The organism is Arthrobacter agilis (genome assembly GCF_006494655.1).
Classification (GTDB): Bacteria; Actinomycetota; Actinomycetes; order Actinomycetales; family Micrococcaceae; genus Arthrobacter_D; species Arthrobacter_D agilis.
On the sequence record NZ_VHIM01000001.1, the window covers coordinates 211,526 to 224,164 of the forward strand.

The following is a 12,639-nucleotide window of genomic DNA, read 5'->3' on the forward strand; positions in this document are numbered from 1 at the left end:
CTGACGCTTCGGGCGGCTCCCGGCGGCCCCTGCCCGCCGGGCCCCAGGCCGTAGGATTGCTGCGAGACCCTGACCCTGCAGCACCGTCCACCTCATGGAGGAACCATGGCCCTGAACGCTTCCACCACCCTCCCCTACGACGCCGCCACCGTGCTCGGCGTCTTCACCGATGAGGGGTTCGTCCGGCACATGAGCGAGTACGTGGGCGGCACCCTCGAGTCCCTCACCGTCGACGGGGACACCTCCGGCGCGTTCACGGTGACGGCCGTCCGCACCATGCCCACCCGTCGCCTGCCGGACATGGCACGGAAGTTCGTGGGCGAGACTCTCTCCGTCACCCAGACCGAGGAGTGGAGCGCCCCGGCGGCCGACGGCTCGCGGGAGGCCACCGTCAGGATGACGGTGGCGAACGTCCCACTGACCGTTGCCGCCGTGCAGCGCCTGATCAGCCAGGGCGACTCCACCGTCGTCGACCTCCAGGGGAACGTCACGTCCTCCATCCCCTTCCTCGGCGGGAAGATCGCCGGAGCGGCCGAACCGATGATCGGCAAGGCGCTCAACGTCCAGGCCACCGAAGCCCGCGCCTGGCTCGAGAACCACTGACCCCGCCGGCCGCTCTCCCCCTCCAGCCGAAAGATCCCCGCACATCATGCAGCTCCCCACCCCGCTCGCCCTCATCCTGATCCTGGCCGGCGTCTGGACCCTCATCGTCTGGCCACCGTTCCTGCGCCGTATCCTCAAGGACCCGCGTTCACGTGACGGGAACGGAGCCGCCACCCGGTTCCTGACCGTGCACATCATGCTGATCTCGACGTCGATGATCCTCGGCGCCGCGACCGCCGTCATCGGAGTGCGCGCCCTGCTCGCCTGAGGCGCCCTGCCTGCAGGCACACGCAGCCTGCGGGCCCCGATCCGTAGTCCCCATCCAGTTCCGTCGACGTTCGAGATCCGCGAGGAAACACCATGGCCCACGATGAAACGCCCGCGGCGTCCGGCTCGAGGCGCGTGATCCTGCAGCGCTCGAGCTACTCCGAGAACCTGCGCATCACGGAGATCCTCCGCAAGGAGACGGTGGGCGGCATCCTGCTCCTGATCGCAGCAGCGCTCGCCATCCTCTGGGCCAACTCGCCGTTCTCGGAGTCGTACTTCGCCATCCGTGATTTCGAATTCGGCTACGAGCCCTGGCACCTGAAGCTCTCCGTCGGCTCGTGGGCATCGGACGGCCTGCTGGCGGTCTTCTTCTTCCTCACGGGGCTCGAGCTCAAACGCGAATTCGTCGCCGGGGACCTCCGACGGATCAACCGTGCCATCGTGCCGGTCGCAGCCGCCTTCGGTGGTGTCGTCGTGCCCGCCCTCATCTACACGGCGGTGAACCTCTCGTCGCCGGACACCCTGCGCGGGTGGGCCATTCCCACGGCCACGGACATCGCCTTCGCGCTGGCCGTGCTGGCCGTCATCAGTTCGCACCTGCCCGGCGCCCTCCGGGTGTTCCTGCTGACGCTCGCCGTGGTCGACGACCTCATCGCCATCGCGATCATCGCCTTCTTCTACTCGGAGGACGTGAGCCTCGTCTTCCTGCTGTGGATGCTGCTGCCCCTCGGACTCTTCGCCCTCCTCGCGCAGCACCGGCCCAAGTTCTTCGGCAGCACCACGCGTGGACCGTGGCTCATCCTCCTTCCGCTCGGCGTCGCCACCTGGGCGCTCATGCACGCATCCGGCGTCCACGCGACCGTCGCAGGGGTCCTGCTCGGATTCTGTGTCCCCGTGCTGCGGAAGTCCGGAGGCAAGCCCGTCCTGCCCCGCCCGAACAAGCCCGGTCTCGCGGAGGTCCTGGAGCACCGCTTCAGGCCGCTCTCCACGGGCTTCGCCGTACCCGTCTTCGCCTTCTTCTCGGCCGGCGTGGCCATCGGCGGTGCGGAGGGTTTCGTCTCGGCCCTGACAGACCCCGTCCTGATCGGCATCGTCCTGGGCCTCGTGTTCGGCAAACCGATCGGCGTCCTGCTCACCACCTTCGTCCTCACCCGGACCACCAAGGCCAACCTCGATCCGGGACTGAGCTGGTGGGACATCCTGGGCGTCGGCATGCTCGCCGGTGTGGGCTTCACGGTCTCCCTGCTGGTCAACGATCTCAGCTTCGGTGCGGGCAGCGAGCACGACGACCACGCGAAGGTGGCCATCCTCACGGCCTCCCTCACAGCCGCCCTGCTCTCCAGTGTGGTCCTCCGGCTCCGCAACAAGCACTACCGCCGCATCGTGGAGGAGGAGACGGCGGACGACGACGAGAACGGCATCCCCGACGTCTACGAGCAGCGCGACGTCATCGAGCGGCGCGACGACTAGAACCCAGCCGGACTAGTATCCAGCCATGGGGGATCCGGGGGGACCAGAGACGGACGGACGGGCAGACGGTGCCCGGAAGGGACCGGCAGCGCCGCGCGCCCCGGCCGGTGTGACCGGCCGCGCGACTCCGCCCGCCCGAACCGCCCCCGGCAGCAGTCTGAGCCGCCGACGCCGGATCGTGCTCAGCGAGCTCGCGCTCACCATCACCTTCACCCTCACCGTGGTCCTCGGACTCGTCGGGACGGCGAACCTCGCCTCGCCGGCTCTCTTCGTCGCCGGCTGGGCCCTGAACCTCGTCGTCCTGGCCACCTGCCTCGTCCTGCCCTGGCACCGCATCCCGAGCCGCTGGGTCACCCTGGTACCCCTGACCGACTTCGTGGCCATCGCCGTCGCCCGGGCCGCGGCAGGCGAGGGCCTGACCGGCGTCGGTCTCCTCGCGGCGTTCCCGACGGTGTGGATGGCAGCGTCGCGCGTGCGCACCCGGACGGCCGTCGGTACCGCCGTCATCGCCTCCCTGGTGATCATCTGGCTCCCCTTCTTCCTGGGCGACCTCCGCATGACCCTCGACGCCCTGGTGAACCCGATCCTGCTGCCCGTCATGATGACGGGCCTCGCGGCCTTCGTCAGCGAGCTCACGAAGGACAACCGGCGGCGCCAGGAGGCACTCAGGGCGTCGCAGTCGGCGTTGCGCGAGAGCGTGGAGGCCGGCCGACGCCGGGAACGCCTGCTCGGGACCGTCCTCGACACGGTCGGCGTGGGGCTGCTCGCGCTGGACGAACGCGGGAACGACCTCCTGATGAACGCCCGCCAGCGGGACTCCCACGCGGCCGCCGCTCCCCCGGGCAATCCCGACCCGAACGAGAGCGAGCTGCTGATCTTCGGCGCGGACAGGGAGACACCCGTCCCGCCCCAGGAGCGGCCGGTGGCCCGCGCGGTGCAGGGGCAGGACCTGCACGGCGATCAGGTGTGGATCGGCAGCGGACGCGCGCAGCGTGCCCTCAGCGTCTTCTCCCACTCCATGTACGACGACGACGGCACGTTCGCCGGGACGGTGGTGTCCTTCAACGATGTCACCGAGCTCCTGCTGGCCCTCGAGGCGAAGGACGACTTCCTGTCCAACGTCTCCCACGAGTTCCGGACGCCGCTGACGTCGATCCTCGGGTACCTCGAAGTGAGCCTCGAACTCGCCGAGAGCCTGCCCGAGGACGTCACGCACTACCTGGAGGTGGCCCGGCGCAACGCCGTCCGGCTCGAGCAACTCGTCGAGGACCTGCTGGCGATCAACGCCGGGACCTTCGCGGTGAATCCCGAACCGACCGACGTCGGGCTGGTCCTCGCGGAGGCCGCGGACTCGGGTCTTGTCCGAGCGACCCGCGCGGGCCTGCACCTCGTGAACCGGGCACCCCGGTCGCTGACCGCGGTCGCCGATCCCGTGCGGCTCGGGCAGGCCCTGGACAACCTGCTCAGCAACGCCGTGAAGTACAACCGACCCGGCGGACGCATCACGCTCGACGCGTCGATGGAGGACGAAGGGCTCACGGTGTGTGTCGAGGACACCGGCATCGGCATCGCGGCGGAGGAACTGGACCAGGTGTTCGACCGCTTCTTCCGGTCACCGTCCGCGCGCGCCTCGACCGTCCCGGGCGTAGGGCTGGGGCTCCTGATCACGCGGAGCATCGTCAGCGAGCACGGCGGATCCATCACGGTGCGGAGCGAACCGGGCAGGGGGACGTGTTTCACGATCGTGCTGCCGCAGCCTGCGGAGTCACGCACGGCGTGATCGGCCGGGTCGACGCCTGACGGCTCAGGCGTTCGCTGCCAGCAACGATTCCTCGAGGGCCACCCAAGCCAGCATGGCGCACTTGACGCGGGCCGGGAAGCGCGAGACGCCGGAGAATGCCGCGGCATCGCCGAGGACCTCCTCGTCCGCCTCGATCCGCCCGCGGGACCGCATGACCTCGCGGAACGCGTCCACGAGGGTGATCGCCTCGTCCCGCGGAACGCCCTGCACCAGATCCGTCAGGACGGAGGCCGAGGCCATGGAGATGGCGCATCCGGCACCGTCCCAGCTCACCGCGTCCACGCGGCCGTCCGCCACCGCGGCGCGCAGGGTGATCTCGTCACCGCACACCGGGTTCAGCTGGTGGGACTCGCCCGTGCGGCCGTCGCCGTCGTAGTGCTGCAGGGGTGAGCCGTGCCGCGCCTTGGCATGGTCGAGGATGATCTGCTGGTACAGCTGCTCGAGGCCGCTCATCACTGTGCTCCGAAGAAAGGACGGACCTGCGCGACGGCCTGCAGGACGGCCTCCACCTCGTCCGTCGTGGTGTAGAGGTACGTGCTCGCACGGGTGCTCGCGGTGAGCCCAAGGCGCCGGTGCAGGGGCTGCGCGCAGTGGTGGCCCACCCGGACCGCGATGCCCTTGTCATCGAGGAACTGGCCCACGTCGTGGGCGTGGACACCGTCGACGTCGAAGGCGGCCAGGCCGATCCGCGGGACTCCGGCACCCGGTCCGAGGACCCGGACGCCGTCGATCGCCGAGAGCCCCTCGACGAGCAGGGCGCCCAGTCTGCCCTCCCAGGCCTCGATGCGGTCCATCCCGGTCTCCGACAGGTAGTTGGCCGCCGCTCCGAGCGCCACGGCCTGCGAGATACGCTGCGTGCCGGCCTCGAAGCGGTTCGGGGCGGGGAGGTACTCGGCACGTTCCATGGTCACCGTGGTGATCATGGAACCGCCGGTCAGGAAGGGCGGCATGGCATCGAGCAGCTCGGCGCGGCCGTAGAGGGCACCGATCCCGGTGGGACCGAGCATCTTGTGCCCCGAGAACACGAGGAAGTCGACGTCGAGCGACGTCGCGTCGACGGGAAGGTGCGGGACCGACTGGCAGGCGTCCAGCAGCGTCAGGGCCCCGACGTCCTGCGCCAGTGCGACGAGTTCATGCACGGGATTGATGGTGCCCAGCACGTTCGAGGCGTGCGAGAAGGCGACGATCCTGGTGGTGCCCGTGATCACCGCGGCCGCGGCCTCGAGGCTCAGCGCGCCGTCGTCGTCCACGGGGATGAAGCGCAGCTCCGCCCCCGTGCGCGCCGCGAGCTCCTGCCAGGGGATCAAGTTGGCGTGGTGCTCCATCTCGGTGACCACGATGCTGTCCCCCGGGCCCACCGCGAAGCGCTGCGCTGCAGCTCCTCCGCGCCCGAGGGACGCGTTGGACATCGCATAGGCCACGAGGTTGATGCCCTCGGTGGCATTGGAGGTCCAGACGAGCTCGCGCGTGCGGGCGCCGATGAAGCGGGCGACGGCGGCGCGTGCGTCCTCGTACGCGTCCGTCGCGTCGACCGCGAGGGAGTGCGCACCGCGATGCACCGCGGCGTTGCGCTGTTCGTAGAACTCCTGCTCGGCCTCCATGACGCTGGTCGGGTTCTGCGAGGTGGCGCCCGAGTCCAGGTAGACGAGCGGCGTGCCGCCGACGTCGGTGCCGAGGATCGGGAAGTCGTTGCGGATCCGGTGCACTTCGGCGTCCGTCAGCCCCGCGTGGGACGGCGTGAGGGTCGCGGGTGTTGCTACCACGGGCACTTCGGGCTCCTCGAATCAGCCGGCTGCCCCTTGCGCGATAACGCAAGGGTTGTCTGTGCTAATCCTCCCACCCGGGTGGTGCCTGCGGCATCCCAGTGGAGCCTAACGGGGACCACGCGCTAGGAGGCCGCCGTCCGTCCGGCGATCACCGCGACGATCTGGTCCCTGTACCGCTGCGGAGCATGGTGGGCCTGGGCGCGTGTCCGGTCACGGAGGGCCCGCTCGCGCCAGGTCGACCAGTCGTCGACGATCACCTCGACGGCCGTCGCGAGCCGGCCGGCATCATCCGGCTCCACGAACTGCACGCTGGCGTAGTGCTCGCCGGCCTCGACCAGGCCCGGCATCGCCGACACCACGGCGGGCCGTGCCGCGAGCACGGCCTCGATCACCGTGTTGCCGAAGGACTCGTCGAGCCGCGCCGGGATCAGGACGATATCCGCCGCCTCGACGGCCCCCCAGATGTCCTCCCGGAAACCCTGCAGCTCGATCGTGCCCTGGAGACCCTGCTCGCGTATCTTCTCGGTGAGGCCCTCCGCATACCACTCGTTGCCCTCGAACACAGCTCCGACGACATCCAGGCGGACCGCTCGTCCGCGGCGCTCCAGCTCGGCGACGGCATCGATCGCCACGTCGACGCCCTTGCGGTGCGAGATCCGGCCGAAGTAGACGAGCCGGGCCGGATCGGCGATGGTGTCCCGCGCGTCGGAGCCGGACGACGGACCTGCGACTCCGTTGTAGACGAGCCGGGCACGGGCAGCGCGCCCCGGCAGGGACTCGGCGAGGACCCGGATCGTGTAGCGGCTGTTGGCGATCACCTCGGACGCGAAGACCAGGGGGAGCGTGAGGAGGCGCCGGATGACGGGGCGTACATGCCCCTCGGCCTCGTGGACGTGTACCAGCACGCGCCGACGCATCAGCCGCGCGACGACGGGCCACCAGGGCATGCTCACGGTGTTCACGTAGACGATGTCGGGCCGGGTGCGGCGGATGAACGTGGTGATGGCCCACACCGAATTGACACTCTGGCGGACGATCGAGAGTGCCCCTCTGGCGGAGAGGAGGTTCTTCCGCAGGACCAGCGTCTGCAGCACGACCGCTCGTGCCCCGAGTGCGACGACGTGCGGGGTCAGCGGGCCCTCGGCCGGCATGACCACGAGCACCTCGGCGCCCGTATCGACCAGACCGGCGAGGGTTTCGAGCATCATCCTGTCCGAACCGTAGAGGTCCGACGAGGGGTGCGCGATGACGATCGTCTGTCCAGTCAAATCCATGGAGACCTCCGGCTAGCCGTGCAGGGGCGGGTCGAACCGTCGCGGCAGACCGTTCCGCGCGTCGACGTTCCTCATCATAAACAGGGACGCTCCTCGCCCCGTCCGGCAGCACCCTGTCCAGCCCGGACGGGTCGCTCGGCAGGGGTACCACGGCCTTGCCCCACGGGCTAGAATTCGGTGTCGGCATTTTGCCGCCACCGTCCGTGTCCGACGATGCATCATCGCGTGCCAAAGGGAATCTATGATCGAACACCAACGGCGACGTGTCGGGCAGATCGTCGGTCTCGGCGCACTCGTCCTCAGTTCGGCCGTCGTCGTCTCGGGCTGCGTGCCGGCCCAGGTCCAGGAGATCTCCGGGACCGGCGTGGTGGTCGCGGGCATGGCGGGGAACGTCCGCCAGGACAGCGTGCTGGCACGGACGCTCGGCGTCCTGACCGCTTCCGAGACACGCTCCGTCCCCGGAGAGCGCCCGAATTCGGGAGCGGAACCCGTGGGCACCACGGTGTTCCCGGTGCCGAGCAATGCCATCTTCGTCGCCGTCGGCGGGAACGACACCGCTCCCGGGACCGAGGAAGCCCCGCTGGCGACGATCAAGAAGGCCATCTCCCGGGCCGAGAGCGGGCAGACCGTCGTGCTGCGGGGCGGTACCTACCTCGAAGCGGTCAAAATCCCCTCCACCAAACGCATCACCCTGCAGTCGTTCCCGGACGAGGAGGTGTGGCTCGACGGAAGCATGCCGGTCACCGGCGTCGAACCCGACGGAGGACGATTCGCCGTCGAGGGATGGACGAAGGAGTTCGACGCGAGTCCGACCTACTCGTGGGGCAACGCCGACGGGACGACGCCGGGCTGGACCTTCGTCAACGCCGAGCATCCCATGGCCTCGCACCCGGACCAGGTGTGGATCGATGGCACGTCCCAGCGCCAGGTACCGAGCCTCGACGACGTGGTCCCCGGCTCCTTCTTCGTCGACTACACGAGTCACCGCCTCGTCCTGGGTTCCGACCCGGCCGGCAAGGAGGTCAGGGCCAGCTCGCTGGCGAAGGCCATCTCCGTCCAGTCGCCCGGATCCGCGATCAAGGGGATCGGCGTGCGACGGTTCTCCCCCTCCGTACCCCACATGGCCGCCGTGACCCTCGAGAGCAGCAACATCACCGTCGAGGACGTGGTGATCGAGCAGACCTCCACAACCGGACTCGCGGTATCCGGAACGGACGCCAGCCTCAGGGGAATCACGCTGAGGGAGAACGGCATGCTCGGTGCCTCCGCGACGTACGCGGACGGCCTGTCCGCGATCGATCTCGAGGTGACGGGCAACAACACCGAGGGCTTCAACCATTCGCCGGCAGCCGGAGGGTTCAAGATCGGCCGCTCCCGGTCCGTACAGGTGCAGGACAGCATCTTCAGGGACAACAACGGGACCGGTCTCTGGTTCGACGAATCGGTGTTCGACCTGACGGCGTCGGGGAACGATGTGATCGGGAACAGGAGCCATGGGATCTCGGTCGAGATCTCGGCTCGCGCCCTCATCGCGAACAATATCGTTGCCGACAACCAGGGGCACGGACTGAAGGTCAACAACACCAGTGGCGTCGGGATCTGGAACAACGCGTTCGTCGACAACGGCCGTCCGATCAACGTGGTGCAGGACCCGCGGCGCGCGGCAGACCCGCAGGCTCCGGGGCACGACCCCCGACAGCCGTTCCCCGACCCGTCGATGACCTGGATCAACGGTCCCGTGGACATCCGCAACAACGTCCTCACGGGCACCACGGGGAACTGCCTCCTCTGTGTCGAGGACTTCTCGGACGAGCTGTCGGCGGAAGCCATGGGAGTGACCACGGCAGGGAACGTCTTCCACCGGGCCACAGGATCGAGCCCCGACTGGCTCGTCATCTGGTCGAGGGGTGCGGAGGACCCTGCGGTCTTCACCACGCTCGGGCGGTTCAGGAACGCCACCGGCCAGGCGAAGCACGACATGGAGCTCACGGGACAGGCCATCGTGGACCCGGTCACCTACCGTGTCACCGATACCGTGCGATCAGCCGTCGTCGCGCAGCCCCTCCCAGCCCGGATCGCCGGGCTGCTCCACGTACCCTCAGACAGCCTGGTGGTAGGACCTGTCGGGGACTGACACGCGGAGCGGATCGGCCGGTACAGCCGGTTCCCCTACCTGATCGCGCGCCTGCCGCGGCGGGACGAACGTGGCCGCGAGGGCGATGAACACCATGAAGGTGACGCTGGCGTCGAGAAGCCCTGTTTCGAGGAACGACCGGATCAGCAGGAAGACGAGGAGAGCGATCGGCAGCGCGTTACGGCTCCCGCCCCTCAGATTGAGGACGAGGACCACGAGGACAAGGGCGGCGAGGACTGCGGTGCCGATCAGCCCGGTCTGGGCGAGTGCCGAGATCCAGCTCGAGTCCAGGACCTGATCGTTCCAGTACTGTCCCTTCACGTGCACGGTCTTGACCGAGAGCCCGGCACCGACCCACTTCTGCAGGCTCTCGAACGGCGTCTGCAGCACCACGTCCCAGGCGATGGTGCGCGAGTTGAGCGTGAAGTTGGAGGTTTCTCCCTCGCGGTTCAGGAGTGTCCCGACGAGGCCGGTGTAGGTCACGACGGCGAACAGCACCGGGACGGCGGCCACGAGGACGACGGCGACGAAGCGCTGGAGCGACCGGGCCCCGAGGAGAAGGACCACGGCGGCCAGGGCCATGCCGAGCAGGGCCGTCCGTGACTGGGTCGCGATGCAGGCGAGCGAGAAGAAGCACGCGGCGATGATGGCGCCGGCGGTCGCGCGGCCCGAGAGCACGCGGTGGATCGCCGCAAGCGCGGGGATGGCGCAGAGGACGATCAGGCCGTTGGGGCTGATCGGCAGGAGGGTCCCTGCCAGGCGCCCGCCCCCGGCGATCGTGCCGATACCCGTGACGGTGAGGACCGCCCCGACGACGCCGGTCGCAATGACCATCTGGCCGAGGACATCCTTCCGCGGAAAGGACGACGCCAGCAGCACCACCGTCGCAGCGAGGAGGACCACCCGCACCGCGAGGACGGCGGAGGCGGCCGGCGCCCCCGCGTCGAGCGCACCGACCATGGAGACCGCGAGGACGGCGAGCACTGCCAGCAGGGGGCCCCCGGCCACGGGGTGAACGGTCGGCGCGGTCCGTCGCAGGGCCAGCGCCATCAGGACGGCGAGCGCCTGGAGCGCCGCCTTCGCGATCACGACGGTGTCGAAGGCACCCTCGAAGTAGACGCCCTTGCGCCATGCCGTGACACTGACGATGAGGACGATCCAGATGACGACTGCCCCTGCGGAACGGTACTGCGCCTTACGCACGACCAGGGGTCCGGACCACCAGGTGTGCACGTCCCCGCGTGCGGCCGCCCGACCGCCGCGGCCCACCGACGACGACCATCCCGAGCGGTTCCACCCCGATCGCCCGGAGTTCACGCAGGGCGTCCTCGACGTCCGCCGACGCAGTGCCATGGGACACCAGCACCAGCGTGGCCTCTGCGACCGGGGCGACGGTCCAGGTGGTCAGCGGGTGCGAGTCGTAGGAGGTGCGCACGAGCGTCACGTCGAAGGCGTCGTCGATCTCCTTGAGGATACTCGCGCCCTGGCGAGCCGCCCGGGAGTGGCTGATCCGCTCGGTGGAGGTACCGATCGGCAGTTGGTGGACCCCGGCGTCGGACACGGAGACGACGTCGTTGAGGGTCGCATCCCCCACGAGGACGTCGGTGAACCCGATCTCCCGGGCGCTTCCGCCACTTCCGGGGTCACCGGATGGCGTCCCCGGAGTCGTCGCGTCGAGGAGGCAGGTACGCGCACCGGAATCACCGATGAAGGATGCGAACTGATGGCTGAACGCGTTCGACGTCTCGTTCGGCCGCCCGACAGCCGTCACCATGAGGAGCTTGGGGAGCTGCCCGCCACGCCGGGTGAGGAGCGCGGTCATCAGCTCGCGGTACTGAAGCGCCGTTTCCTGGGAGAGGCCACCCCTGGTGGTCACGCCACCGGCCACGGAGCCCAGCACCTCGACATCGACCGAACGGGGCAGATCGCCGTCGCCCCGGATCCTGCGGTACCCGCTCCCCAGGAGGAGAGCGGCGATGAGCCCCAGGGAAAGCCCCGCGAGCAGCCCCATGGCGAGATTCAGCGCGGTGTTGGGTGACGTCGCGGAGGCGGGGGCCACGGCAGGAACGGTGACGAACGCTTCAACCGCTGCATTGCGCGCCGTGTCCCCGCCCTCCAGCTGCCGGATGACGTCCCGCAGGTTCTCGGCCACCAGGTTGGCGAGCGTAGCGGCCTCCTCGGGCGTCGGAGCGGTGGCCGTCACATCGACGAAGACCGTCTCCGCCGGATTGCTCGCGCCCACCCGGTCCCTCAGCTCTGTCAGTGTCAGGGCCGAGTCAAGCTCCTGCAGGACGGGCGTGAGCACCTGGGGACTGTAGACGAGCTCCGGGTACGACTTCACCCGCTGCAGGACGAACTGCGAATTCTCGAAGCTCGAACTCGAATCCGAGTCGGCCCGGATGAAGAGATTCGCCTCGGCCTCGTAGGTGCGCCCGGAGAGTCCCGTGACGAGGGCTGCGAGCAGGAGCCCGATCAGCGTCGAGACGGCGATGAGGCGCCAGCGGCGCCGGAAGATGCGTCCGTAATCGTTCAGCTCCATGTCTTCACCTCGCGGTACCACTTGGGCAGGGCCAGCACCAGGAAGGCGAGATTGGCGAGCATGAGCAGGCTGTAGGCGCCGATGAATACCGGAGGAACGAGCAGGAGGACGAACAGCACGCACAGCAGGCCGAAATCGGTGGGGAGGACGGCCAGGGAGTACAGGAGCGACGACGACGTCTTCCCGGGTACCGACCCCGTTGCGGACCGGTGCGCCCTGCGCAACTGATCCATCAGCAGGGACGAGAAGAAGTGCACGGTGCCCAGCACCTGGAACACGAGCGGCACGATCAGCCACGCCGTGTCGACATCGAGGTACCGCCACCAGCAGATGAGGATGCACAGGTGGATGCTGCCCTCCTTGAAGGCGTCCACGGTGTGGTCCAGCCACTCCCCGGCGGAGGAACCCGTCCCGGTCAGCCGCGCGAGCTGGCCGTCGGCGGAGTCCAGGGCATAGCCGAGCGCGAGCAGCGCGGCCACCAGGACGGCAGTCCCGGTGGTCGGATCCGTCAGGACCAGCACGGCCAGTCCTGACACGGTGGCTGCCGCGCTGATCAGGGTGACCTGATTCGGTGTCATCCTGCGGGAGTAGGCCGCCGCCGCGAAGATCCTCCCCAGCCGCCTGTTGACGTATCTCGAGTATGCAGGTGCTCCCTTCGATGTCTTCTGTGCGCTGGCGAGAGAGTCCAGTGCTTCGCGGAATTCCAGTTGCGCCCCAGGTCGCATGGTCATGTCAGTCCTTCGGTGTGTACGGACGTCGAATTGTCGTCCAACGGATATTCTGCC

11 protein-coding genes are annotated in these 12,639 nt (G+C 69.0%); 5 read left to right on the top strand and 6 right to left on the bottom strand.

The window, feature by feature from the left end:
* Positions 1-105 precede the first annotated feature (105 nt).
* From FJV46_RS00975 to FJV46_RS00990, 4 genes are all read left to right on the top strand, one after another.
* Positions 106-603 carry a DUF2505 domain-containing protein gene (locus FJV46_RS00975; RefSeq protein WP_087030889.1) on the top strand — a complete coding sequence of 166 codons (498 nt, stop codon included), beginning with the start codon at positions 106-108 and terminating at the stop codon, positions 601-603.
* Positions 604-649: 46 nt separating this feature from the next.
* Entirely contained in the window at positions 650-871 is a 222-nt protein-coding gene (locus tag FJV46_RS00980) for an SCO4848 family membrane protein (RefSeq protein WP_087030892.1), read from the top strand.
* 92 nt (positions 872-963) lie between these two features.
* The gene (nhaA, locus tag FJV46_RS00985) at positions 964-2,340 is read left to right on the top strand and encodes a Na+/H+ antiporter NhaA (RefSeq protein WP_087030895.1); all 1,377 of its coding nucleotides are present in this window, start codon (positions 964-966) and stop codon (positions 2,338-2,340) included.
* Between the two features lie 178 nt (positions 2,341-2,518).
* The gene (locus FJV46_RS00990; RefSeq protein ID WP_104150535.1) at positions 2,519-4,120 is read left to right on the top strand and encodes a sensor histidine kinase; all 1,602 of its coding nucleotides are present in this window, start codon (positions 2,519-2,521) and stop codon (positions 4,118-4,120) included.
* A gap of 24 nt (positions 4,121-4,144) precedes the next feature.
* On the opposite strand, the gene sufU is transcribed toward FJV46_RS00990, so the two are convergent.
* From sufU to FJV46_RS01005, 3 genes are all read right to left on the bottom strand, one after another.
* Entirely contained in the window at positions 4,145-4,594 is a 450-nt protein-coding gene (gene sufU, locus FJV46_RS00995) for a Fe-S cluster assembly sulfur transfer protein SufU (RefSeq protein ID WP_087030901.1), read from the bottom strand.
* Entirely contained in the window at positions 4,594-5,910 is a 1,317-nt protein-coding gene (locus FJV46_RS01000) for an aminotransferase class V-fold PLP-dependent enzyme (RefSeq protein ID WP_087030905.1), read from the bottom strand. Before FJV46_RS01000 ends, sufU begins: the two co-directional genes overlap by 1 nt.
* A 119-nt stretch (positions 5,911-6,029) precedes the next feature.
* Complete coding sequence (locus tag FJV46_RS01005) at positions 6,030-7,181, bottom strand: glycosyltransferase (protein ID WP_087030907.1); 1,152 nt, start codon at positions 7,179-7,181, stop codon at positions 6,030-6,032.
* A gap of 241 nt (positions 7,182-7,422) precedes the next feature.
* Here FJV46_RS01005 and FJV46_RS01010 point away from each other — a divergent pair, with 241 nt between their 5' ends.
* A complete protein-coding gene (locus tag FJV46_RS01010) occupies positions 7,423-9,315 on the top strand; it encodes a right-handed parallel beta-helix repeat-containing protein (protein WP_087030911.1) in 1,893 nt (630 codons plus the stop codon).
* Here FJV46_RS01010 and FJV46_RS01015 read toward each other — a convergent pair.
* Genes FJV46_RS01015 through FJV46_RS01025 form a run of 3 tightly spaced genes read right to left on the bottom strand, consistent with a single transcriptional unit; the run spans position 9,280 to position 12,585 of the window.
* Positions 9,280-10,518: an O-antigen ligase family protein gene (locus tag FJV46_RS01015; protein ID WP_126130563.1), complete on the bottom strand. Its 1,239-nt coding sequence runs from the start codon at positions 10,516-10,518 to the stop codon at positions 9,280-9,282. The two genes, FJV46_RS01010 and FJV46_RS01015, sit on opposite strands and share 36 nt — an antisense overlap.
* Positions 10,511-11,854 carry a Wzz/FepE/Etk N-terminal domain-containing protein gene (locus FJV46_RS01020; protein ID WP_087030917.1) on the bottom strand — a complete coding sequence of 448 codons (1,344 nt, stop codon included), beginning with the start codon at positions 11,852-11,854 and terminating at the stop codon, positions 10,511-10,513. Before FJV46_RS01020 ends, FJV46_RS01015 begins: the two co-directional genes overlap by 8 nt.
* Entirely contained in the window at positions 11,845-12,585 is a 741-nt protein-coding gene (locus FJV46_RS01025; RefSeq protein WP_232008604.1) for a CDP-alcohol phosphatidyltransferase family protein, read from the bottom strand. The genes FJV46_RS01020 and FJV46_RS01025 overlap by 10 nt, the downstream gene beginning before the upstream one ends.
* Positions 12,586-12,639: the final 54 nt, after the last annotated feature.

Excerpts from the sequence above, each read along its gene's own strand:
- FJV46_RS00975 (WP_087030889.1), top strand. The coding sequence starts at position 106 with ATGGCCCTGAACGCTTCCACCACCCTCCCCTACGACGCCGCCACCGTG.
- FJV46_RS00980 (WP_087030892.1), top strand. The coding sequence starts at position 650 with ATGCAGCTCCCCACCCCGCTCGCCCTCATCCTGATCCTGGCCGGCGTC.
- nhaA (WP_087030895.1), top strand. The coding sequence starts at position 964 with ATGGCCCACGATGAAACGCCCGCGGCGTCCGGCTCGAGGCGCGTGATC.
- sufU (WP_087030901.1), bottom strand. The coding sequence starts at position 4,594 with ATGAGCGGCCTCGAGCAGCTGTACCAGCAGATCATCCTCGACCATGCC.
- FJV46_RS01005 (WP_087030907.1), bottom strand. The coding sequence starts at position 7,181 with ATGGATTTGACTGGACAGACGATCGTCATCGCGCACCCCTCGTCGGAC.
- FJV46_RS01010 (WP_087030911.1), top strand. The coding sequence starts at position 7,423 with ATGATCGAACACCAACGGCGACGTGTCGGGCAGATCGTCGGTCTCGGC.
- FJV46_RS01020 (WP_087030917.1), bottom strand. The coding sequence starts at position 11,854 with ATGGAGCTGAACGATTACGGACGCATCTTCCGGCGCCGCTGGCGCCTC.
- FJV46_RS01025 (WP_232008604.1), bottom strand. The coding sequence starts at position 12,585 with ATGACCATGCGACCTGGGGCGCAACTGGAATTCCGCGAAGCACTGGAC.